This is a genomic window from Pseudomonas oryzae (assembly GCF_900104805.1).
Classification (GTDB): domain Bacteria; phylum Pseudomonadota; class Gammaproteobacteria; order Pseudomonadales; family Pseudomonadaceae; genus Geopseudomonas; species Geopseudomonas oryzae.
Genome location: NZ_LT629751.1, coordinates 2,926,627 through 2,948,972, shown reverse-complemented (window position 1 = coordinate 2,948,972; position 22,346 = coordinate 2,926,627). Strand labels below are relative to the sequence as shown.

The 22,346-nt window shown below is 68.7% G+C and carries 16 protein-coding genes; 13 read left to right on the top strand and 3 right to left on the bottom strand.

All coding sequences use genetic code 11. The annotated features are described in order from the left end of the window. Positions 1-7: 7 nt before the first annotated feature. Positions 8-1,747, top strand: a complete 1,740-nt coding sequence (locus BLT78_RS13270) for a fructose-specific PTS transporter subunit EIIC (RefSeq protein WP_090349420.1) — start codon at positions 8-10, stop codon at positions 1,745-1,747. Positions 1,748-1,804: 57 nt separating this feature from the next. Here the strand turns inward: BLT78_RS13270 and BLT78_RS13265 are convergent, their stop codons facing one another. Continuing rightward, on the bottom strand, positions 1,805-3,388 hold the full coding sequence (locus BLT78_RS13265; protein ID WP_090349419.1) for a peptide chain release factor 3: 1,584 nt from the start codon (positions 3,386-3,388) through the stop codon (positions 1,805-1,807). Positions 3,389-3,751: 363 nt separating this feature from the next. Between BLT78_RS13265 and BLT78_RS13260 the strand changes: the two genes are divergently transcribed. From BLT78_RS13260 to BLT78_RS13245, 4 genes are all read left to right on the top strand, one after another. Next, positions 3,752-4,918, top strand: coding sequence for a type III PLP-dependent enzyme (locus BLT78_RS13260; RefSeq protein WP_090349418.1), 1,167 nt, complete (start codon positions 3,752-3,754; stop codon positions 4,916-4,918). Between the two features lie 181 nt (positions 4,919-5,099). Then, positions 5,100-7,301 carry a TonB-dependent receptor gene (locus tag BLT78_RS13255; protein WP_090349417.1) on the top strand — a complete coding sequence of 734 codons (2,202 nt, stop codon included), beginning with the start codon at positions 5,100-5,102 and terminating at the stop codon, positions 7,299-7,301. Positions 7,302-7,361: 60 nt separating this feature from the next. Continuing rightward, the gene (locus BLT78_RS13250; RefSeq protein WP_090349416.1) at positions 7,362-8,042 is read left to right on the top strand and encodes a Fe2+-dependent dioxygenase; all 681 of its coding nucleotides are present in this window, start codon (positions 7,362-7,364) and stop codon (positions 8,040-8,042) included. A gap of 180 nt (positions 8,043-8,222) precedes the next feature. Beyond that, positions 8,223-10,598 (top strand): PepSY domain-containing protein, encoded by a 2,376-nt coding sequence (locus tag BLT78_RS13245; RefSeq protein WP_090349415.1) that lies wholly within the window; start codon positions 8,223-8,225, stop codon positions 10,596-10,598. Between the two features lie 213 nt (positions 10,599-10,811). Here BLT78_RS13245 and xseA read toward each other — a convergent pair whose 3' ends face one another. Further along, positions 10,812-12,191: an exodeoxyribonuclease VII large subunit gene (xseA, locus tag BLT78_RS13240; RefSeq protein WP_090352305.1), complete on the bottom strand. Its 1,380-nt coding sequence runs from the start codon at positions 12,189-12,191 to the stop codon at positions 10,812-10,814. A 195-nt stretch (positions 12,192-12,386) separates the two neighbouring features. On the opposite strand from xseA, the gene BLT78_RS13235 reads away from it, so the two are divergent. The 8 genes from BLT78_RS13235 (at position 12,387) to tadA (ending at position 20,847) form a co-directional block, all read left to right on the top strand. Continuing rightward, positions 12,387-12,935, top strand: a complete 549-nt coding sequence (locus BLT78_RS13235) for a sugar ABC transporter ATPase (protein WP_090349414.1) — start codon at positions 12,387-12,389, stop codon at positions 12,933-12,935. Positions 12,936-13,023: 88 nt separating this feature from the next. After that, entirely contained in the window at positions 13,024-13,605 is a 582-nt protein-coding gene (locus BLT78_RS13230; RefSeq protein WP_090349413.1) for a DJ-1/PfpI family protein, read from the top strand. A gap of 142 nt (positions 13,606-13,747) precedes the next feature. Further along, positions 13,748-14,071, top strand: coding sequence for a ribbon-helix-helix domain-containing protein (locus BLT78_RS13225; RefSeq protein WP_090349412.1), 324 nt, complete (start codon positions 13,748-13,750; stop codon positions 14,069-14,071). Between the two features lie 62 nt (positions 14,072-14,133). Then, positions 14,134-15,603 (top strand): IMP dehydrogenase, encoded by a 1,470-nt coding sequence (guaB, locus tag BLT78_RS13220; protein ID WP_090349411.1) that lies wholly within the window; start codon positions 14,134-14,136, stop codon positions 15,601-15,603. A gap of 81 nt (positions 15,604-15,684) precedes the next feature. Then, the gene (gene guaA, locus BLT78_RS13215; RefSeq protein WP_090349410.1) at positions 15,685-17,265 is read left to right on the top strand and encodes a glutamine-hydrolyzing GMP synthase; all 1,581 of its coding nucleotides are present in this window, start codon (positions 15,685-15,687) and stop codon (positions 17,263-17,265) included. Between the two features lie 113 nt (positions 17,266-17,378). Next, complete coding sequence (locus BLT78_RS13210) at positions 17,379-18,650, top strand: DUF445 domain-containing protein (RefSeq protein ID WP_090349409.1); 1,272 nt, start codon at positions 17,379-17,381, stop codon at positions 18,648-18,650. Between the two features lie 145 nt (positions 18,651-18,795). After that, complete coding sequence (locus BLT78_RS13205; RefSeq protein ID WP_090349408.1) at positions 18,796-20,166, top strand: multicopper oxidase family protein; 1,371 nt, start codon at positions 18,796-18,798, stop codon at positions 20,164-20,166. Between the two features lie 198 nt (positions 20,167-20,364). Next, positions 20,365-20,847, top strand: coding sequence for a tRNA adenosine(34) deaminase TadA (gene tadA / locus BLT78_RS13200; RefSeq protein WP_090349407.1), 483 nt, complete (start codon positions 20,365-20,367; stop codon positions 20,845-20,847). A gap of 6 nt (positions 20,848-20,853) precedes the next feature. Here the strand turns inward: tadA and mltF are convergent, their stop codons facing one another. Then, entirely contained in the window at positions 20,854-22,308 is a 1,455-nt protein-coding gene (gene mltF / locus BLT78_RS13195) for a membrane-bound lytic murein transglycosylase MltF (protein ID WP_090349406.1), read from the bottom strand. Positions 22,309-22,346 lie beyond the last annotated feature (38 nt).

The following is a 22,346-nucleotide window of genomic DNA, read 5'->3' as shown; positions in this document are numbered from 1 at the left end:
TTCCGCGATGAATCTGCTGATCGTCACCGCCTGCCCCGATGGCAGGGTCACCAGCGTGCTCTGTTCGCGCCTGCTCGAGGCCGCCGCCCACAAGCTGGGCTGGACCACCCGGGTCGAGGTGCATGATCCGCGGGCGATCGGGGCGCCGCTCGATACGCAGGAGATCGCCGCCGCCGAGCTGGTGGTGGTGGTGCGTACCGCCGAACTGGATCTCGTCCGCTTCGCCGGCAAGCGCCTGGTGCAGGCGACCCCGGCCGAGGCGCTGCAGGAGCCGCAGCGCTTCCTGCGCGAGGCCGCCGAGCGGGCCGCGCCGTTCGAGCCTGCCGCCCGGCCGCTGGCGTCCGGCGGCCGGCCGAAGCTGGTGGCGATCACCGCCTGCCCGACCGGCGTGGCGCACACCTTCATGGCCGCCGAGGCGCTGCAGCAGGCCGCCGCCCGGCTCGGCTACCAGCTGCAGGTGGAGACCCGTGGCTCGGTGGGCGCGCGCAACCTGCTCGACGCCGCGGCCATCGCCGCCGCCGACGCGGTGCTGCTGGCCGCCGACATCGAGGTGGATACCAGCCGCTTCGCCGGCAAGAGGGTCTACCGCTGCGGCACCGGCACCGCGCTCAAGCAGCCGCGCGAGACCCTGGAGAAGGCGCTGCGCGAGGGCGTGCTGCTGGATGCCGCCCGTCCGACCGGGAGCACGAGCGCCGAGCCGCCGGCGAAGGCCGCGCAGGGCGGTGCCTACCGCCACCTGCTCACCGGGGTGTCCTACATGCTGCCGATGGTGGTGGCCGGCGGCCTGCTGATCGCCCTGTCGTTCGTGTTCGGCATCGAGGCGTTCAAGGAGCAGGGCACGCTGGCCGCCGCGCTGATGCAGATCGGCGGCGACGCGGCGTTCAAGCTAATGGTGCCGGTGCTGGCCGGCTACATCGCCTACTCGATCGCCGACCGCCCGGGCCTGGCGCCGGGGATGATCGGCGGCCTGCTGGCCGGCACGCTCGGTGCCGGCTTCATCGGCGGCATCATCGCCGGCTTTCTCGCCGGCTATTCGGCGCGCGCCATCGCCCGCTGGGTGCGCCTGCCGGCCAGCGTCGAGTCGCTCAAGCCGATCCTGATCATCCCGCTGCTGGCCAGCCTGTTCACCGGCCTGGTGATGATCTACCTGGTCGGCGCGCCGGTGGCCGGCCTGCTCGCCCGGCTGACCGCCTTCCTCGACGGCATGGGCAGCACCAACGCCATCCTCCTCGGCCTGCTGCTCGGCGGCATGATGTGCGTCGACCTCGGTGGGCCGGTCAACAAGGCCGCCTACGCCTTCTCGGTGGGCCTGCTGGCCTCGCAGAGCTACGCGCCGATGGCGGCGACCATGGCTGCCGGCATGGTGCCGCCGCTGGGCATGGCCATCGCCAGCCTGCTGGCGCGGCGCAAGTTCGCCCAGAGCGAGCGCGAGGCGGGCAAGGCCGCCGGCGTGCTGGGCCTGTGCTTCATCTCCGAGGGCGCCATCCCGTTCGCCGCCAAGGACCCGCTGCGGGTGATCCCCGCCAGTGTCGCCGGCGGCGCACTGACCGGCGCGCTGTCGATGTACTTCGGCTGCAAGCTGATGGCGCCGCACGGCGGCCTGTTCGTGCTGCTGATCCCCAACGCGATCAACCACGCGCTGCCCTACCTGCTGGCGATAGTGGCGGGCAGCCTGCTGACCGGCGTGCTCTACGCGCTGCTCAAGCGCGGCGAGACGAGAGCACTGGTGGCGGCACCGGCGGGGTGAGGAGGGGTAGGCGCGGCCCGCTTCCGGGCGGAAGCGGGCGCGGGCTGGGGCGGGGCGTCAGTGGTGCTCGCGGGTGGCGCGGAACTTCACGTCCGGCCAGCGCTCTTCCATCAGGCTGAGGTTGACGCGGGTCGGCGCCAGGTAGGTCAGGTGGCCGCCGCCGTCGACGGCGAGGTTCTCGTAGGCCTTGTCCTTGAACTCCTTGAGCTTCTTCTCGTCGCTGCACTCGATCCAGCGCGCGGACCAGACGTTGATCGCCTCGTAGGCGCACTCGACCTTGTATTCCTCCTTGAGGCGGCTGGCGACCACGTCGAACTGCAGCACTCCGACCGCGCCGAGGATGATGTCGTTGTTGCGCTCGGGGAAGAACACCTGGGTGGCGCCTTCCTCGGCCAGCTCCTGCAGCCCCTGGCGTAGCTGCTTGGACTTCAGCGGGTCCTTCAGGCGCACGCGGCGGAACAGCTCCGGGGCGAAGTGCGGGATGCCGGTGAAGCCGAGCACCTCGCCTTCGCTGAAGGTGTCGCCGATCTGGATGGTGCCGTGGTTGTGCAGGCCGATGATGTCGCCGGCGTAGGCCTCCTCCAGCTGTTCGCGCTCGCTGGAGAAGAAGGTCAGAGCGTCGGCGATCTTCAGGTCCTTCTTGATCCGCACGTGGCGCATCTTCATGCCCTTCTCGTATTTACCGGAGCAAATGCGCATGAAGGCGATGCGGTCGCGGTGCTTGGGATCCATGTTCGCCTGGATCTTGAACACGAAGCCGCTGAACTTCTCCTCGGTCGGCTCCACCACGCGCTCGTGGGCGGCGCGCGACAGCGGCTGCGGGGCCCAGTCGACGATGCTGTCGAGCACCTGGTCGACACCGAAGTTGCCCAGCGCGGTGCCGAAGAACACCGGCGTCATCTCGCCGCGCAGGAAGGCGTCCTGGTCGAACTCATGGCAGGCGCCCTGCACCAGCTCGAGCTGCTCGACGAAGCTGTCGTACTGGTCGCCGAGATGCGCGCGCGCCGCGTCGGAGTCGAGACCGTCGATGACGATCTGCTCGATGCGCTCGTGGCCGTGGCCCGGCTGGTAGACGATGACCTTGTCCTCGCCGAGGTGGTAGACGCCTTTGAAGTCCTTGTAGCAGCCGATCGGCCAGGTGATCGGCGCGGCCTTGATCTTCAGCACCGCCTCGATCTCGTCGAGCAGCTCGATCGGGTCGCGGATGTCGCGGTCGAGCTTGTTGATGAAGCTGACGATCGGCGTGTCGCGCAGCCGGCAGACTTCCATCAGCGCGATGGTGCGCGGCTCGACGCCCTTGCCGCCGTCGAGGACCATCAGCGCCGAGTCCACCGCGGTCAGGGTGCGGTAGGTGTCTTCGGAGAAGTCCTCGTGGCCGGGGGTGTCGAGCAGGTTGATCATGTGCTCGCGGTAGGGGAACTGCATCACCGAGGTGGTGATCGAGATGCCGCGTTGCTTCTCCATCTCCATCCAGTCGGAGGTGGCGTGGCGGTCGGACTTGCGCGACTTCACCGTGCCGGCGACGGCGATCGCCTTGCCCATCAGCAGCAGCTTCTCGGTGATGGTGGTCTTGCCCGCATCGGGGTGGGAAATGATGGCGAAGGTACGGCGCTTCGCGACTTCGGCGGCCTGAGTGGTCATCGGAAAGGGAACCCGTCGACGAGTAGTCGGTCTGTCAGAAAAGGCGGCGATTATAGCGGATGCGCCCCCCGGAAAAGCCGCGAGTGATGAAAGGGGGAAAATTGAGGAAATTTCTGGTTGATCTTGCCCCCCCATGGTCCTAAAGTTCGCGCCCGAACGCTCATGCTGGAAACGATCCATCCGGCTCAAGTACTGACGACGAGACAGCAAGGTCAACCTGCCCGCCGGTTGACCTTTTTGCTTTCGGCGACATGCCTTGGGAAGTAGGCGAACCAAAGTGGGGAAACTGATCAGGCGTTCGCGGCCCACGGGCCACTCCACCACATTCACTTGTCGTTTGTTTTGCCATTTTGGAGCCCATGCATGTCCATCAAGGTTGAAGACTATTTCGATCGCGACACCTTCAAGAAGATGAAGGCGCTCGCCGACCAGAAAGACACTCCCTTCGTGGTGATTGATCTGCCCACCATTTCCCGCGCCTATGATCAGCTGGGCAGCTGCTTCCCGTTCGCCAAGACCTACTACGCGGTCAAGGCCAACCCGGCGGTCGAGATCATCGACCTGCTCAAGGACAAGGGTTCCAACTTCGACATCGCCTCGATCTACGAGCTGGACAAGGTGATGGCCCAGGGTGTCGGCCCGGAGCGCATCAGCTACGGCAACACCATCAAGAAAGCCCGCGACATCCGCTACTTCTACGACAAGGGCGTGCGCCTGTTCGCCACCGACTCCGAGGCCGACCTGCGCAACATCGCCAAGGCCGCCCCGGGCGCCAAGGTCTACGTGCGCATCCTCACCGAGGGTTCCACCACCGCCGACTGGCCGCTGTCGCGCAAGTTCGGCTGCCAGAGCGACATGGCCATGGATCTGCTGATCCTCGCCCGTGACCTCGGCCTGGTGCCCTACGGTGTGTCCTTCCACGTCGGCAGCCAGCAGCGCGACATCTCCGTGTGGGACGCCGCCATCGCCAAGGTCAAGGTGATCTTCGAGCGCCTCAAGGAAGAAGACGGCATCGAGCTGAAGATGATCAACATGGGCGGCGGCTTCCCGGCCAACTACATCGCCAAGACCAACAGCCTGGAAACCTACGCCGAGGAAATCATCCGCTTCCTCAAGGAAGACTTCGGCGACGAGCTGCCGGAAATCATCCTCGAGCCGGGCCGCTCGCTGATCGCCAACGCCGGCATCCTGGTCAGCGAAGTGGTGCTGGTGGCGCGCAAGTCGCGCACCGCCGTGGAGCGCTGGGTGTTCACCGACGTCGGCAAGTTCTCCGGCCTGATCGAAACCATGGACGAGTCCATCAAGTTCCCGATCTGGACCGAGAAGAAGGGCGAGATGGAAGAGGTGGTGATCGCCGGCCCGACCTGCGACAGCGCCGACATCATGTACGAGCACTACAAGTACGGCCTGCCCCTGAACCTGGCCAGCGGCGACCGCCTGTACTGGCTGTCCACCGGCGCCTACACCACCAGCTACAGCGCTGTGGAGTTCAACGGCTTCCCGCCGCTGAAGGCCTACTACCTGGACTGATTGACGCCCTTCCCGGCATCCCGAACCGCACGACAGACCCCGCTCCGGCGGGGTCTGTCGTTTCTGCCTGGCGGAGGGTTCCGGTGCGAATGTAAAGAAAACGTAAAGACCTTGTCCTGATCTTTACTGATAGTATTTCTCAAATAGAATCGCATCCCATTAAGTACAGGGAGAGATTCTCATGCGTGCATTCATCAAGGCTTCGTCCCGTCAACCCCAGCGCCTGCTGGCTTCAGCCGTCGGCCTGGCCGTGGCCTCGCTGGCCATTCCTGCCCTGGCGGAGGAGCAGGGTGCCCTGCAGCTAGACAGCGTCAGCGTGCAGGGCGAGCAGGGCAGCGGCTACAAGACCGAGTCGGTGTCCTCGCCGAAATACACCGCACCGCTGCTGGACACGCCACAGACCATCAGCGTGGTGCCGCAGCAGGTGATCGAGGAGCAGCAGGCTCTGAGCCTGCGCCAGGTGCTGTCCAACGTCTCCGGTATCACCTTCAACGCCGGCGAGGGCGGCGGCGGCTCCGGGGACAGCATCAACATCCGCGGCTTCAGCGCCAACGCCAACATGCAGATCGACGGCCTGCGCGACAGTGCGCAGACCAACCGCACCGACACCTTCAACATCGAGGCTGTCGAGGTGATCAAGGGCCCCAACTCGGTGTTCGGCGGCAGCGGCACCACCGGCGGCAGCATCAACCAGGTCAGCAAGCAGCCGCGCCAGCGCGACTTCACCCGGCTCGGCGCCAGCCTCGGCACCGACAACTACAAGCGCCTGACCCTGGACACCAACCAGACCCTGGACGGCGTCGGCACCGACAGCGCCTTCCGCCTCAACCTGATGGCCCACGAGAACGACGTGCCGGGCCGCGACGAGATCGACCGCCAGCGCTGGGGCATCGCCCCGTCCCTGGCCCTCGGCCTGAGCGACGCCACCCGCCTCACCCTGAGCTACTTCCACCAGACCGACGACAACCTGCCCGACTACGGCGTGCCGGCCCGCGACGGCAAGAAGCTCGCCGGCGTCGACCGCGAGGCCTACTTCGGCTGGAAGAACCTCGACAAGGACGAGGTGGAGAGCGACGCCTTCAGCGTCAAGCTGGAGCACGAGTTCAGCGACAGCCTGAGCCTGCAGAACCTGACCCGCTACAGCCGCATCGACCGCGACACCGTGGTCTCCGCGTCCCACGTCAACGTCAGCGGGGTCAGCGCCGGCAACTACAAGCCGGCCGGCCCGCAGGCCTACGGCCGCGACGTCACCACCGACATGTGGATCAACCAGACCAACCTGACCGCCTACTTCGACACCTTCGGCCTGGGCCACACCCTGGTCACCGGTGCGGAAATCTCCCGCGAGGACTACGAGCGCATCACCTACAACCACGGCCTGGGCACCGCACTCTATCCGGCCGACGGCTATGACCTGAGCAACCCGCCAGGCTACTGGAGTGGCCCGGTCGACAAGACCCGTACCGCTGACACCGCAACCACCTTGGACACCAAGGCGCTCTACGTCTTCGACACCATCGCCCTCGATCCGAAGTGGGACCTGAGCCTCGGCCTGCGCTACGACTGGCTCGACGGCGAGTACCGCAACACCGCGCTGCCGGCCGGCACCGTCACCGACCTGGATACCAGCGACGAGCAGCTCAGCGGCCGTGCCGGCCTGGTGTACAAGCCGGCCGACAACGGGCGCATCTACGTCGCCTACGGCACCTCGTTCAACCCCTCGGCCGAGTTCCTCGCCACCAGCGGCGTCGGCGTGAGCGCCACGACCGCCGACCTGTCGCCGGAGAAGAACGAGACTTGGGAACTGGGCACCAAGTGGGAACTGCTGGGCGGTCGCCTGCAGCTGGATGGCGCGCTGTTCCGCGTCGAGAAGACCGATGCCCGCGAAGAGCTGGCCGACGGCTCCTACGTGCTGGCCGGCGAGCAGCGCGTGCAGGGCGTCGAGCTGGGCGTGACCGGCAAGATCAGCGAGCAGTGGAACGTCTACGCCAACTACACCTTCCTCGACAGCGAGACCCTCAAGTCGCTCAGCGACCCGAGCCGCGAGGGCCAGGCGCTGGGCAACACCCCGCCGCGCTCGCTCAACCTGTGGACCACCTACGAGCTGCCGGCCGGCTGGACCCTGGGCTACGGCGCCCGCTACGTCAGCGAGCGCAACGTGACCTCCACCGACACCGCCAAGCTGGATGACTACTGGCTGCACAACGCGATGGTCGGCTACCGGGTCAGCAGGAATCTCGACCTGCAGCTGAACGTCAACAACCTGTTCGACGAGGACTATGTGGAGCGGGTGCGGCAGAACCCCGGCACCGACGCGCGCTCCTCGGCGATCGAGTACGGCGACGCCCGTGCGGCGATCCTCTCGGCCAACTATTCCTTCTGATCCTCACGTCCAGGCCAGCCCCGCATCCGCGGGGCTTCGCCGTACCAGGAGCGCAACGCCATGATGCTGCACATTCCCGGGGTGCTCACTCCGGAACAGGTTCTCGACTGCCGCCGCCTGCTGCAGCAGGCGCCCTGGGCTGACGGCAGGAGCACCGCCGGCTTCCAGTCGGCGATGGCCAAGGACAACCTGCAACTGCCCGAGGACTGCGCCGAGGCGCGGCAGATCGGCGCGCTGATCCTCCAGGCGCTGGAGCGCAACCCGCTGTTCATCGCCGCGGCGCTGCCGGACAGGATCTTCCCGCCGCTGTTCAACTGCTACCAGGGCGGCCAGTCGTTCGGCCTGCACGTGGACAACGCGGTGCGTCTCGACCGCGCCAGCGGCTCGCGGGTGCGCACCGACCTGTCGGCCACCCTGTTCTTCACCGGCCCCGACGAGTATGACGGCGGCGAACTGGTGGTGGAGGACACCTACGGCGCGCACAGCGTCAAGCTGCCGGCCGGCGACCTGATCCTCTACCCCTCCACCAGCCTGCACCGGGTCAGCCCGGTCACCCGCGGCGCGCGGGTCTGCTCGTTCTTCTGGATCCAGAGCATGGTGCGCGACGACGGCCAGCGCACCCTGCTGTTCGACCTGGACACCGGCATCCAGCGCCTCAACCAGGAACTCGGCGCCGACCACGCCGCCAGCGTACAGCTCACCGGCGTGTACCACAACCTGCTGCGCCGCTGGGCCCTGTGATGACCGGCCTTCCCGCCCGTGCCACGCACGGGTAAAGGTTGGGTAAAGGCGATTTGTTGAAAATCATTCTCGAATAAAATCGCTTCGCACCACCGCAGTCGAGGGCGGTGCGAAGCGGTTTCCCGCCGCGTCCGAGTTCAACTTCGCCGCAGCCGCGGCATAGCGATCAGGTGATCCCAGGTGGTCAAGAAAATCCTCTTCCAGCTGCACTGGCTGCTGGGCATCAGCGCCGGGCTGGTGCTGGCGCTGATGGGCGTGACCGGCGCCAGCCTGTCCTACCAGGACGAGCTGCTGCGCCTCATCAATCCCGGCGTGCTGAGCGTCGAGCCGACCGTCGGCGCGCGGGCGCTGAGTCCAGACGCGCTGCTGGCCCGCGTCGGCGAGCAACTGCCCGGGCGCGCGGTGCTCGGCCTGACCTTCTCCGCCGACGCGCTGGACGCGGTGAAGGTCAGCGTCAGCGGCGGCGGGCCGCGCGGCGAGACGCTGTACGCCGATCCCTACAGCGGCGAGGTGCTCGGCGCCGCGCGTGGCGCCGGCCTGTTCCAGTTCCTGATGCAGCTGCACCGCTGGCTGGCCATGGGCGACGCCGGCAAGCCGATCACCGGCGCGGCCACCCTGGCACTGGTGTTCCTCTGTCTGTCCGGCCTGTACCTGCGCTGGCCGCGCCGGGCCGGCAGCTGGCGCGCCTGGCTGACCCTCGACTGGCGGCGCACGGGGCGCGGCTTTCTCTGGGACCTGCACGCGGTGGCCGGTACCTGGGTGCTGCTGGCCTACCTGCTGGCGGCGCTGACCGGCCTCTACTGGTCCTACGAGTGGTACCGCGACGGCGTGCATACCCTGGCCGGCGAGCCGGCGCCGCAGAAGGGCGGGGCGGGCGGTCGCCGCGGACCGCCGCCGCAGGGCCAGGCGCAGGCCGAGGCGCCGCGTGCGTCGGCGAGCATCGACGCGCAGTGGCGGGCCTTCCGTCTGGCCGTGCAGGACGACTACAGCCTGGCCAACCTGCGCCTGCCCGAGCGCGCCGGTCAGCCGCTGCAGGTGATGTACCTGCCGCAGGCCGCCGAACACAACCGCGCCTTCAACCGCGTCAGCCTGGACGCCGACGGCAAGCTGCTGCAGCACCAGCGCTACGCCGACAAGAGCGGCGTGCAGCAGCTGCTGAGCAGCGTCTACCCGCTGCACACCGGCGACTACTTCGGCCAGCCAGGGCGCATCCTCATGCTGCTGGCCAGCCTGGCCATGCCGCTGTTCTTCATAACCGGCTGGCAGCTCTATCTGGATCGGCGTCGCTCGCGGCGCGCCGCCCGCGCCGGGCGCCAGTCTCTGGCAGATGCGAACGGCAACGGCCAACCCTGGCTGATCGGTTTCGCCAGCCAGAACGGTTTCGCCGAGCAACTGGCCTGGCAGACCGCCGGCCAGCTGCAGGCCGCCGGCGCCACGGTACAGGTGCGCTCGCTGGCCCAGCTCGAGGAGCGTGACCTGCGCGGCGCCGAACGCGCGCTGTTCGTGGTCAGCACCTTCGGCGACGGCGAGGCGCCGGACAGCGCGCGCGGCTTCGTGCGCCGGGTGCTGGCCGGCGAGTTCGACCTGCGCCATCTCGAATATGCCCTGCTCGGTCTCGGCGACCGCCAGTACCAGCGCTTCTGCGGCTTCGGTCGCCAGCTGCACGACTGGCTGCAGGGCCAGGGCGCGCGCAGCCTGTTCGCCCCGGTGGAGGTCGACAACGGCGACCACTCGGCGCTGCAGCGCTGGCGTGTCCTGCTCGGCGAGCTGACCGGCAGCACGCCGCCGCAGCCCGAGGCCGAGACCGGCTTTAGCGCGTGGACGCTGCGCGAGAAGCAGTGGCTCAACCCCGGCAGTGCCGCCGCACCTATCTGGCGCCTGGCGTTCCAGGTGCCGGTCGGGCAGCGCTGGCAGGCCGGTGATCTGGTCGAGATCCTGCCGCCGCAGGCCGGCGCGCGGCCGCGCAGCTACTCCATCGCCTCGCTGGCCGACGACGGTGCGCTGGAACTGATCGTCCGCCTGCACCTGCATGCCGACGGCACGCCGGGCCTGTGTTCCGGCTGGCTGTGCGTGCAGCTGGCCGAGGGCGCCACGGCGCCGCTGCGTCTGCGCCGCAACAGCGGCTTCCACCTGCCCGAGGACGACCGCCCGCTGCTGCTGATCGGCAACGGCACCGGCCTGGCCAGCCTGCGCAGCTTGCTGCGCGAGCGCGCCTGGCGCGGGCAGCAGCGCAATTGGCTGATCTTTGGCGAGCGTACCGCCGCGCACGACTTCCTCTGTCGCGACGAGCTGCTGGCCTGGCAGGCCGCAGGCCATCTGCAGCGTCTCGACCTAGCGTTCTCCCGCGATCAGGCGGACAAGGTCTACGTGCAGGACCGCCTGCGCGCGGCGGCCGACGAGCTGCGCGCCTGGCTGGCCGAGGGCGCGGCCATCTACGTCTGCGGCAGCCTCGAGGGCATGGGCCAGGGCGTCGATGGCGTGCTGCGCGAGCTGCTCGGCGCGGCGGCGCTGGCCGAGCTGCAGGAGGCCGGACGCTATCGGCGCGATCTGTACTGAGGTGACGGCTGTCGGGGAGTGCCGCAGGCCTGGCGGCTGAGTGACGTAGGGTGCGCTGTGCGCACCATGAGGTTTGTGGTGCGCGCGGCGCACCCTACAGTGACGTAGGGTGGGTTAGCCGCTCGCGGCGTAACCCACCATCGATGCCGCCCGGCATCGCGCTTGCCGGCCTGGCGGCCGGTTGGTGGGTTACGGCCTACGGCCTGACCCACCCTACAACGGCAGTTCCAGCGTGCCCGGCGTCGCCGGGCCTTCCTCGACGCGCAGCGCCAGCTCGCCCTCGTGCAGCCGGGCGGTCAGGCGCTGGCCCGGCGCGGTGTCGACGGCGCGGCGCACGGCGCGGCCGCTGGCGTCGAGCAGGATGCTGTAACCGCGGCCGAGGGTGGCCAGCGGGCTGACCACCTGCAGCGTCTGCGCGGCGGCTTCCAGCTGCTGGCGGCGTTCGCGCAGGCGGGTGTGCATGGCGCGCGGCAGGCGCTCGGCCAGATGCTCGAGACGCTGGCGCAGCAACGCGAGCAGGCGCTCGGGATGCTGCGCGGCCAGGCGCGTATCGAGGCGCGCCAGGCGCTCGTGGCCGACCTGCAGTTGGCGATCCATCGCCTGGCGCAGGCGCAGCTCGAGATCGTCGAGGCGCTGTGCCTGCTGGCGCAGGCGCTCGCCGGGATGGCGCAGGCGTTGGCGCAGGCCGTCGAGCTGCAGCTGGCGGGCGGCCAGCAGATGCTGCATGCGCAGGGTCAGGCGGCGCTGCAGGCCGTCGAGGCGGCGTTGCAGGTCGCTGGAGTCGGGGGCGAGCAGCTCGGCGGCGGCCGAAGGCGTCGGCGCACGCAGGTCGGCGACGAAGTCGGCGATGGTCACGTCGGTCTCGTGGCCGACGGCGCTGACGATCGGCGTGGCGCAGGCGGCGATGGCGCGCGCCACCGCCTCCTCGTTGAAGCACCACAGGTCCTCCAGCGAGCCGCCGCCACGGGCGAGGATCAGCGCGTCGAAGCCCTGGCGGTCGGCCAGCTGCAGCGCGCGGACGATCTGCGCGCTGGCATCGACGCCCTGCACCGCGGTGGGCACCAGAGTCAGCTCGACCTGCGGCGCGCGGCGGCGGAACACGCTGACGATGTCGCGGATCACCGCGCCGCTCGGCGAGCTGACGATGCCGACGCGCTGCGGATGGGCGGGCAGGGCGCGCTTGCCCTCGGCGGCGAACAGTCCCTCGGCGGCCAGCCTGTCCTTGAGCGCCTCGAAGGCCAGGCGCAGCGCGCCGTCGCCGGCCGGCTCCACCGCGTCGAGGATCATCTGGTAGTCGCCGCGGCCCTCGAACAGCGAGACCTTGCCGCGCACCTTCACTGCCAGGCCGTCGCGCAGCGCTTGGCGCACGCGCGCCGCGCTGGACCGGAACAGCGCGCAGCGCACCTGGGCGCCGGCGTCCTTGAGGCTGAAGTAGACGTGCCCGGAGGAGGGCCGCGCCAGGTTGGAGATCTCGCCCTCGACCCACACCTGGGGGAACACGTCCTCGAGCAGGTGGCGGGCGCGCTGGTTGAGCTGGCTGACGGTCAGGACCTCGCGATCGAGGCCGAGCCGCTGGAAGGGATCGTTGAGCATGGCCGGCATGATAAGCCGAGCGCGCGGCGGGAGCGACAGTGATTCCGTCGGTGGCGAGCAGGCGGTCGACATCGGCCTGGTCCTGTTCTTCCTGCCCTGTACCCTGGCCTTCAATTCGAGGTGCGCCGTCCGGCGGACTTGATTTGTCCGCGCCAGCGCCTAAGCTGCCCGGCTCTCCCCAGCCGGCCTGCCACCATGACCGCACAGATCATCCTCGTCCCGCAGATCTCCAGCGTTCCAGCCCACGAGGCCAAGGAGCGCCAGTTGCTCAACTGGCTGGTCAGACGCGAGATTGTCGCGGCGCTGCCGACCACCTGCGGGCAGGGCGGCAACGGCATGGCCTACGCCATCGCCCCGGGCGCACGGCGGGTGGTCGAGCACCCCGAGCGGTTGCCGTTCGGCCAGCCGCACAACGGCCTGGAGATCGTGACCCGGCGCTGCATCTACACGCCGACCCGCGACTTTCGCGAGGAGGCCGGTTGCCCGCAGTGCCGTCAGGAGATCGGCGCGCCGCTGTTCGACAGCCTGGAGCAATGGTGGCCGGGGGAGACCGACAACTTCATCTGCCCGGAATGCGGCTTCGAGGACGACATCAACGGCTTCCTGTTCCTGCAGCCGTGCGGCTTCTCCGACCTGGGTTTCATCTTCAACGGCTGGAGCGAGGCGCGGTTCCGCCAGGACTTCCTCGACGCCTTCGCCGAGCGCCTCGGCTTTGCCATGCGGCTGGTGCGGGTCGATCCTTGAGACATGCCCTGTAGTAGGCGGCTGTTACCCGCTCGCCGCGCCATGGTCGATACTGCAGCGATCTTCACCACCTGACAGGGAGAGAACCATGGCTGCGAAGAAGATCCTCATGCTGGTCGGCGACTACGTCGAGGACTATGAAGTGATGGTGCCGTTCCAGGCACTGTCGATGGTCGGCCATACCGTGCACGCGGTGTGCCCGGGCAAGAGCGCCGGGCAGAGCGTGCGCACCGCGATCCACGACTTCGAGGGCGACCAGACCTACAGCGAGAAGCCGGGGCACAACTTCGCCCTCAACTTCGACTTCGCTGCCGTGCAGGCCGCCGACTACGACGCCTTGGTGGTGCCGGGCGGCCGCGCGCCGGAGTACCTGCGCCTGAATGCCGAGGTGATCGCCCTGGTGCAGGCCATCGCCCAGGCCGGCAAGCCGATCGCCGCGATCTGCCACGGCGCCCAGCTGCTCGCCGCCGCCGGCGTGCTCTCGGGGCGCGCGTGCAGCGCCTACCCGGCCTGCGCGCCGGAGGTCGGCCTGGCCGGCGGCCGCTACATGGAGATTCCGGTCGATCAGGCGCACACCGACGGCAACCTGGTCACCGCCCCGGCATGGCCGGCGCATCCGGCCTGGCTGGCGGCCTTCCTTCAGGTGCTCGGCACGCGCATCGAGCTGTAGTCCGCGCCGTGGGACGGTAGAAAATCGCTGCGCGAGTTTTCTACCCTACGAAGGCTGCGCCGCCAGTTGGTAGGGTGGACAACGGCGCAGCCCTGTCCACCACCCCGGCGCTGCCGGTGCCATGCCCGGGAGAGGAAACGTCATGTGCGAGCTGTACGTCAAGGCCGACCCGATCCTCTACGAGTCGCGTTCGCGCTCGCTGCGCATCCGCGGCGTGGTCACCACCCTGCGCCTGGAGAACCAGTTCTGGGACATCCTGCGCGAGATCGCCGAGGTCGACGGCATGACCACCAACCAGCTGATCGCCAAGCTGTACGAGGAGGTCATGGACTACCGCGGCGAGGTGGTCAACTTCGCCTCCTTCCTGCGCGTCAGCTGCACCCGCTACCTGGCCCAGCGCCGCGACAAGGTCGCCGAGCTGAGTCTGGTCGGTGGTCGGGCGCTGACAGGTGACCAGCCGCGTTGAGCCCAAGCCCCGTGCCGGGTATAATGCCGCGCTTCCATTTTTCCCGTCCGGGAGCCCCCGCCATGCTGCGTATCAGCCAAGAAGCCCTGACCTTCGACGACGTTCTCCTGATCCCCGGTTATTCCGAGGTTCTGCCCAAGGATGTTTCCCTCAAGACCCGCCTGACCCGTGGCATCGAGCTGAACATCCCGCTGGTTTCCGCTGCCATGGACACCGTGACCGAAGCCCGCCTGGCCATCGCCATGGCCCAGGAAGGCGGCATCGGCATCATCCACAAGAACATGACCATCGAGCAGCAGGCTGCCGAGGTGCGCAAGGTCAAGCGTCACGAGACCGCCATCGTGCGCGATCCGGTGACCGTGACCCCGGACACCAAGATCATCGACCTGCTGGCCCGCGTGCGCGAGTACGGCTTCTCCGGCTTCCCGGTGGTGGCTGGCGGCGAGCTGGTCGGCATCGTCACTGGCCGTGACCTGCGCGTGAAGCCGAACGCCGGCGACACCGTGGCGGCGATCATGACTCCCAAGGAGCGTCTGGTTACCGCCCTGGAAGGCACCGGTCTCGAGGAGATCAAGGCCAAGCTGTACGAGCACCGCATCGAGAAGATGCTGGTGGTCGACGCCCAGTTCCACCTGCGCGGGCTGGTCACCTTCCGTGACATCGAGAAGGCCAAGAGCTACCCGCTGGCCTCCAAGGACGAGCAGGGTCGCCTGCGCGTCGGCGCCGCCGTCGGCACCGGTGCCGACACCGGCGACCGCATCGCCGCGCTGGCCGCCGCCGGCGTCGACGTGGTGGTGGTCGACACCGCCCACGGCCACTCCAAGGGCGTGATCGACCGCGTGCGCTGGGTCAAGGAGAACTTCCCCGAGCTGCAGGTGATCGGCGGCAACATCGCCACCGCCGAGGCCGCCCTGGCCTTGGTCGAGGCCGGCGCCGACGCGGTCAAGGTCGGCATCGGCCCGGGCTCGATCTGCACCACCCGCATCGTCGCCGGCGTCGGCGTGCCGCAGATCAGCGCCATCGCCAACGTTTCCGCCGCGCTGGCCGCGGTCGGCGTGCCGATGATCGCCGACGGCGGCATCCGCTTCTCCGGCGACCTGTCCAAGGCCATCGTCGCCGGCGCCAACGCGGTGATGATGGGCTCGATGTTCGCCGGTACCGAAGAGGCGCCGGGCGAGGTCGAGCTGTTCCAGGGCCGTTCCTACAAGTCCTACCGCGGCATGGGCTCGCTGGGCGCCATGGCCCAGGCCCAGGGTTCCTCGGACCGCTACTTCCAGGATTCCGCCGCCGGCGCCGAGAAGCTGGTGCCGGAAGGCATCGAAGGCCGCGTGCCGTACAAGGGCGCCCTGGCCGCCATCGTGCACCAGCTGATGGGCGGCCTGCGCGCCTCCATGGGCTACACCGGCTGCGCCACCATCGAGGAGATGCGCACCAAGCCGCAGTTCGTGCGCATCACCGGCGCCGGCATGGCCGAGTCGCACGTGCATGACGTACAGATCACCAAGGAAGCGCCCAACTACCGCGTCGGTTGATTGCCGAGCTTCTGACCTGGCGATACGGGGCTGTGTGATGCAGCCCCGTGTCGTTTGTGAAATTCGCTACGAGAGACGGCCATGGCCCATCAAGACATTCACGCTCACCGGATCCTGATCCTCGACTTCGGTTCCCAGTACACCCAGCTGATCGCTCGCCGCGTGCGCGAGATCGGCGTGTACTGCGAGATCCATCCGTTCGACATGGACGACGAGGCGATCCGTGCCTTCGACCCGCGCGGCATCATCCTCGCCGGCGGACCGGAGTCGGTGCACGCGGAGGACAGCCCGCGCGCGCCGCAGGCGGTGTTCGACCTGGGCGTGCCGCTGTTCGGCATCTGCTACGGCATGCAGACCATGTCCGAGCAGCTCGGCGGCAAGGTCGAGGGTTCCGACCTGCGCGAGTTCGGCTACGCCCGCGTCGACCTGGTCGGCAAGAGCCGCCTGCTCGACGGCATCGAGGACCACATGGACGACGACGGTCTGCTGAGCCTCGACGTGTGGATGAGCCACGGCGACAAGGTGACCCAGCTGGCGCCCGGCTTCCATATCGTCGCCAGCACCCCGAGCTGCCCGATCGCCGCCATCGCCGACGACAACCGCTGCTACTACGGCGTGCAGTTCCACCCGGAAGTGACCCACACCAAGCAGGGCGGGCGCATCCTGTCGCGCTTCATCCTCGACATCTGCGGCTGCGCGGCGCTGTGGACCCCGGCCAACATCGTCGAGGACGCCATCGCCTCCGTGCGCGCCCAGGTCGGTGACCGCAAGGTGCTGCTCGGCCTGTCCGGCGGCGTCGACTCCTCGGTGGTCGCCGCGCTGCTGCACCGCGCCATCGGCGACCAGCTGACCTGCGTATTCGTCGACAACGGCCTGCTGCGTCTGCACGAGGGCGATCAGGTGATGGCCATGTTCGCCGAGAACATGGGCGTCAAGGTGATCCGCGCCGACGCCGAGGAGCTGTTCCTCGGTCGCCTGGCCGGGGTCAGCGATCCGGAGCAGAAGCGCAAGATCATCGGTCGCACCTTCATCGAGGTGTTCGACGAGGAAGCCAAGAAGCTGGAAGGCGTCGAGTTCCTCGCCCAGGGCACCATCTACCCGGACGTGATCGAGTCGGCTGGCGCCAAGACCGGCAAGGCCCACGTGATCAAGTCGCACCACAACGTCGGCGGCCTGCCGGAAGACATGCAGTTCCAGCTGGTCGAGCCGCTGCGCGAGCTGTTCAAGGACGAGGTACGCAAGATCGGCCTCGAGCTCGGCCTGCCCTACGACATGGTCTACCGCCACCCGTTCCCGGGCCCGGGCCTGGGCGTGCGCATCCTCGGCGAGGTGAAGAAGGAGTACGCCGACCTGCTGCGTCGCGCCGACCACATCTTCATCGAGGAACTGCGCAACTTCGACTGGTACCACAAGACCAGCCAGGCCTTCGTGGTGTTCCAGCCGGTCAAGTCGGTCGGTGTGGTCGGCGACGGCCGCCGCTACGCCTGGGTCGTCGCCCTGCGTGCGGTGGAAACCATCGACTTCATGACCGCGCGCTGGGCGCACCTGCCCTACGAGCTGCTGGAGAAGGTCTCCAACCGCATCATCAACGAGATCGAGGGCATCTCCCGCGTCACCTACGACGTGTCGAGCAAGCCGCCGGCGACCATCGAGTGGGAATGATCCATCGGCCTGTGTCGGTGTGAGGGCGAAAGGGCAGCTGCGGCTGCCCTTTCGCATTTTCGGCGTCTGCCCGGCTCGCTATGCTGCAGGGACCGACCGGCAAGGAGTGTCCGATGTCCCCATGGAGTTCCCCCCTGGCGCGCATGAAGGCCATCGCCTTCGCTCTGCTGCTGCTGGCCGCCGCGCTCTATGCGCTGGCCACCCACCTGCTGCCCCGGCATCCGGGCTGGGGCTACCTGCAGTCGTTCGCCGAGGCGGCGATGGTCGGCGCCATCGCCGACTGGTTCGCGGTCACCGCACTGTTTCGCCATCCGCTGGGCCTGCCGATCCCGCACACGGCGATCATCCCGCGCAAGCAGGCGCGCCTGGGCCGTAACCTGGCCGACTTCATCTGCACCCACTTCCTCGCCACGCCGCAGGTGATGGCCAAGCTGGAGGCCTTCGACGCCGCCACGCGGCTGGCCGGCTGGCTGCGTCAACCGGCCAACGCCGAGGCGCTCGGCCGCCAGCTGGTCGGCGTGGCCCGCTACGGTATCAACGCCCTGCGCGACGAGCGGGTGCGCCAGTTCATCCAGCGCAGCGCCACCCGCCGTCTGCGCGAGGTCGACCTGGCGCGCCTCGGCGGCCAGCTGCTCGACATGCTCACCTACGAGCGTCGCCACCAGGCGATGCTCGACGAGCTGCTCGCCCAGCTCGACCTGCTGCTGCAGGACGAGGCGGTGCAGCAGCGCATCGCCGCCGGCCTGTCCAGCGAGTTCAGCGCGCTGCGCTTTCGTCTGTTCGGCAAGGACATCCCGCTCGACGAGAAGGCCGGCCAGTGGTCGGCGGACAAGCTGGTGCGGCGGGTTTCCGAGCTGATCGGTGAGATCAGCCGCGATCCCCGGCACGAACTGCGCGGCAAGTTCGACGCCTGCATGCTGCGCTTCGTCGCCCGGCTCAAGGAGGATCCCGAATTCCGCCTCAGGGGCGAGCAGATCCGCGAGCAGCTGCTCGCCCACCCGGCGCTGGCCGGCTACCTGCGCGGGCTGTGGGACGAGCTGGTCGACTGCCTGCAGGCCGACCTGGTCGCCGCCGACTCGACCATTCGCCGCCGTCTGGTACGTCTGTGCCTGCGTCTGGGCGAGGCGCTGGAGCGCGACGAGGCGATGCGCCGCTGGATCAACGACCAGCTGCTGGAGGTGGCGCCGCTGCTGGTCGAGCGTCATCGCGAGGATATCCGCCGTTACATCGCCGAGCGGGTCGAGCGCTGGAACAGCGACGAGCTGGTGGCCCTGCTCGAGCACAACGTCGGCAAGGACCTGCAGTACATCCGCATCAACGGCACCCTGGTCGGCGGGATGGTCGGTCTGGGACTGCACGCGCTGACCCGACTGTTCGCCGGCTGAGCCAGGCGGCCCGTCGACAGCGCGGTTCTGTCGCAGGCGGGGCTCGCATCGCTGCCGAAGAAAATGAGAAACTCTGTCATCTGCGTCCGCGGTCAAGTGTCCGGCCGGCGCAGCGTCCCCCTGTTTTCGCAAGCGAGGCTCCGCTATGTCCTTCACCCGCAGACAAGTCCTCACCGGCTTGGCCGGCCTCGGCGTGCTCGGCATCGCCGGCGGCGGGACGCGCTACTGGCTGGGCCGGCCGGCCGAGGCGGTCACGCATGATTACGAGCTGATCGCCGCGCCGTTGGACGTCGAGCTGGTGCCCGGGCGCACCACCAGCGCCTGGGCCTACGGCGGCCAGGCGCCGGGCCTCGAGCTGCGTGCGCGCCAGGGCGACTGGCTGCGGGTGCGTTTCGTCAACCGCCTGCCCGAGCCGAGCACCATCCACTGGCACGGCATCCGCCTGCCGCTGGAGATGGACGGCGTGCCCTACGTGTCGCAGCTGCCGGTGCTGCCGGGCGAATACTTCGACTACCGTTTCCAGCTCCCGGATGCCGGCAGCTTCTGGTACCACCCGCACACCGCGAGCGGCGAGCAGCTCGGCCGCGGTCTGGTCGGCCCGCTGATCGTCGAGGAGCGCGAGCCGAGCGGCTTCCGCCACGAGCGCACGCTGAGCCTGAAGAGCTGGCACGTGGACGCGGCGGGCGCCTTCACCGATTTCAGCGTGCCGCGCGAGGCGGCGCGCGGCGGCACCGCCGGCCGGCTGTCGACGGTCAACGGCGTGCACGCGCCGACCCTCGACTTGCCGGCCGGGCAGATCGTCCGCCTGCGCATCCTCAACCTCGACAACACCCTGACCTACCGCCTCAACCTGCCGCAGGCCGAGGCGCGCATCTACGCCCTCGACGGCAACCCGGTGGCGCCGCAGCCGCTGGGCAAGGAGTACTGGCTGGGGCCGGGCATGCGCATCGAGCTGGCCCTGCGCGTGCCGGCGGCCGGCACCGAACTGCCGCTGCGCAACGGGCCGCTGCGCCTGGCGACGCTGAAGAGCGTGGCCAGCGGCGAGGCGGCCGGCGACTGGCCGTCGGCGCTGCCGGCCAACCCGATCGCCGAGCCGGATCTGGCGACGGCCGAGACCCTGCGCTTCAACTTCGAGTGGGCCGGCGCGGTGTCGACCAACCTGGCGCAGGGCGCGGCGCACAGCTTCTGGCAGGTCAACGGCCAGGCCTGGGACATCAAGGACAAGAGCTGCGCCGAGCGGCCCATCGCCACCCTCGGGCAGGGGCGCAGCTACATCCTCGAGCTGCGCAACCTCAGCCAGTACCAGCACCCGATCCACCTGCACGGCATGAGCTTCAAGGTGCTCGACTCCAACCGCCGCAGCATCACGCCGTACTTCACCGACACCTACCTGCTAGGCAAGCAGGAGACCGCGCGGGTGGCGCTGGTGGCCGACAATCCCGGGACCTGGATGTTCCACTGCCACGTCGTCGACCATATGGAAACCGGGCTGATGGCGGCCATCGCGGTGGTGTAGGGGGAAGGTTGGGTAGGGTGGACAACTCGCGTCGGCGATTGTCTACCAGGCAGCGCCGTGCCCTGTGCTCATCGGTAGAAAATCGCTGCGCGAGTTTTCTACCCTGCGGTCCTGAGGGCAGCCTTCGGGCTGTGCGGGCTTGACTCCGTGCCGGCTTTTCCCAAACTGGCGGGCTTCTTTGATGCCGCCGGACCGCCCATGAAAAGACCCGTGATCATCGACCGCAGCCAGGACGAGCGCTTCATGCGCGAGGCGCTGGCGCTCGCCGCCGAGGGTGCCGAACGGGGCGAGGTGCCGGTGGGCGCGGTGCTGGTGGTCGACGGCGAGATCGTCGGTCGCGGCTTCAACTGCCCGATCTCCACCCACGACCCCAGCGCCCACGCCGAGATGGTGGCGATCCGCGATGCGGCGCGCAATCTCGAGAACTACCGCCTGGTCGGCAGCACCCTGTACGTGACCCTCGAGCCATGCAGCATGTGCGCCGGGCTGATCATCCATTCGCGCGTGGCCCGCGTGGTCTACGGCGCCACCGAGCCCAAGGCCGGAGTGGTGGAAAGCCGCGGGCGTTTCTTCGAACAGGCCTTCCTCAACCATCGCCTGCTGGTCGAGGGCGGGGTGCTGTCGGCGGAGTGCGGGGCGATCCTCAGCGAGTTCTTCCGCCTGCGCCGGCAGAAGGGTTGAGGCGGTTCACAGCTGCGGTTCGGGCTTGGGCGTCTTGTCCACCGCCGGGCGGTGCAGACCGCTGTCGGCGACCTGGCTGCCTTCCAGTTGCGGCTGGGTGACCCAGGTGAGGATGTCGTAGTAGCGGCGGATGTTGTTGACGAAGTGCACCGGCTCGCCGCCACGGGCGTAGCCGTAGCGGGTCTTGCTGTACCACTGCTTCTGCGCCAGGCGCGGCAGGATCTTCTTCACGTGCAGCCACTTGTCGGGGTTCAGGCCGGCGGCCTGGGTCAGCTTGCGCGCGTCCTCCAGATGGCCGCTGCCGATGTTGTAGGCGGCCAGGGCGAACCAGGTGCGGTCCGGCTCCTCGATGCTGTCCGGCAGTTCGGCGTGGACCTGGATGAAGTAGCGCGCGCCGCCCTGGATGCTCTGCCGCGGATCCAGGCGATTGGCCACGCCGACCGCCTGGGCGGTGCGCTGGGTAAGCATCATCAGGCCGCGCACGCCAGTCTTGGAGGTGGCGTCGGCCTGCCACATCGACTCCTGGTAGCCGATGGCGGCCAGCAGGCGCCAGTCGATCTTGTGCTTCTCGGCGGCCTTGCGGAAGTCCGGCTCGTAGCGCGGCAGGCGCTGCTGCAGGTGGCGGGCGAAGGTGTAGGTGCCGACGTAGCCGAGCACGTCGATGTGCCCGTAGTAGCGCTCCTTGAGCTGCTGCAGGGTCTTGTCGCGTTCGGCCTGCTCGAGGAAGGCGTTGATCGCCTGCAGCAGGCTGTCGTCGGCACCCGCTGGCACCGCCCAGGCCAGGTGCTGGTTGCTGTCGAGGTCGAAGGCGACGCGCACGTTGGGGAAGGCGAACTGGTTCATCGCCAGTTCGTTGGAGTCGACCAGGGTCAGGTCGATCTGCCCCTCGTCGACCATGCGCAGCAGGTCGACCACCTCCACATCGTCGGACTCCTCGTACTGCAGGGCGGGCAGGCGCTGCTTGAGTTCGGCCAGGCGTTCGGCGTGGATGCTGCCCTTGACCACGGTGATGCGCTTGCCGACCAGCTGCTCGGCCTGGGTCGGGCGCGGCTGGCCGTTGCGGTGCACCACCTGCAGGGTGATGTCCAGGTAGGGGTGGCTGAAGCGCGCCATCGGCGCGCGGCGCGCGGACTCGACCAGGCCGGCGGCGGCCAGGTGCGGGCCGGCGGGGCTGTTGAGGCGGGCGAACAGTTCGTCGAGGCTGTTGGCGGTCTCGATCTGCAGTTTGACGCCGAGGCTCTCGGCGAAGCGCTGGGTCAGCTCGTACTCGAAGCCGGTCTCGCCGTTGCGGTCCTGGTAGTAGGTGGACGGGCTGTTGCGGGTGATGACGCGCAGCACGCCTTCCTCCTGGATGCGCTCGAGGGCAGTGGGCGCTTCGCCGCAAGCACTCAGCAGCAGGAGAAGGAGGGTGGCCAGCCACCAGGCGCTATGACCCCGGCGGGGTGCATTGAGTTTCTGCATGGCTGGAGTATACGCAATGGCGGGCGGCGGACCATATA

Bases quoted from the DNA above. Each gene is read 5' to 3' on its own strand.
- BLT78_RS13210 (WP_090349409.1), top strand. From the start codon at position 17,379: ATGTCCCCATGGAGTTCCCCCCTGGCGCGCATGAAGGCCATCGCCTTC.
- BLT78_RS13260 (WP_090349418.1), top strand. From the start codon at position 3,752: ATGTCCATCAAGGTTGAAGACTATTTCGATCGCGACACCTTCAAGAAG.
- xseA (WP_090352305.1), bottom strand. From the start codon at position 12,191: ATGCTCAACGATCCCTTCCAGCGGCTCGGCCTCGATCGCGAGGTCCTG.
- BLT78_RS13255 (WP_090349417.1), top strand. From the start codon at position 5,100: ATGCGTGCATTCATCAAGGCTTCGTCCCGTCAACCCCAGCGCCTGCTG.
- BLT78_RS13265 (WP_090349419.1), bottom strand. From the start codon at position 3,388: ATGACCACTCAGGCCGCCGAAGTCGCGAAGCGCCGTACCTTCGCCATC.
- BLT78_RS13250 (WP_090349416.1), top strand. From the start codon at position 7,362: ATGATGCTGCACATTCCCGGGGTGCTCACTCCGGAACAGGTTCTCGAC.
- BLT78_RS13235 (WP_090349414.1), top strand. From the start codon at position 12,387: ATGACCGCACAGATCATCCTCGTCCCGCAGATCTCCAGCGTTCCAGCC.
- tadA (WP_090349407.1), top strand. From the start codon at position 20,365: ATGAAAAGACCCGTGATCATCGACCGCAGCCAGGACGAGCGCTTCATG.
- guaB (WP_090349411.1), top strand. From the start codon at position 14,134: ATGCTGCGTATCAGCCAAGAAGCCCTGACCTTCGACGACGTTCTCCTG.
- BLT78_RS13270 (WP_090349420.1), top strand. From the start codon at position 8: ATGAATCTGCTGATCGTCACCGCCTGCCCCGATGGCAGGGTCACCAGC.
- guaA (WP_090349410.1), top strand. From the start codon at position 15,685: ATGGCCCATCAAGACATTCACGCTCACCGGATCCTGATCCTCGACTTC.
- BLT78_RS13225 (WP_090349412.1), top strand. From the start codon at position 13,748: ATGTGCGAGCTGTACGTCAAGGCCGACCCGATCCTCTACGAGTCGCGT.
- mltF (WP_090349406.1), bottom strand. From the start codon at position 22,308: ATGCAGAAACTCAATGCACCCCGCCGGGGTCATAGCGCCTGGTGGCTG.
- BLT78_RS13230 (WP_090349413.1), top strand. From the start codon at position 13,024: ATGGCTGCGAAGAAGATCCTCATGCTGGTCGGCGACTACGTCGAGGAC.
- BLT78_RS13205 (WP_090349408.1), top strand. From the start codon at position 18,796: ATGTCCTTCACCCGCAGACAAGTCCTCACCGGCTTGGCCGGCCTCGGC.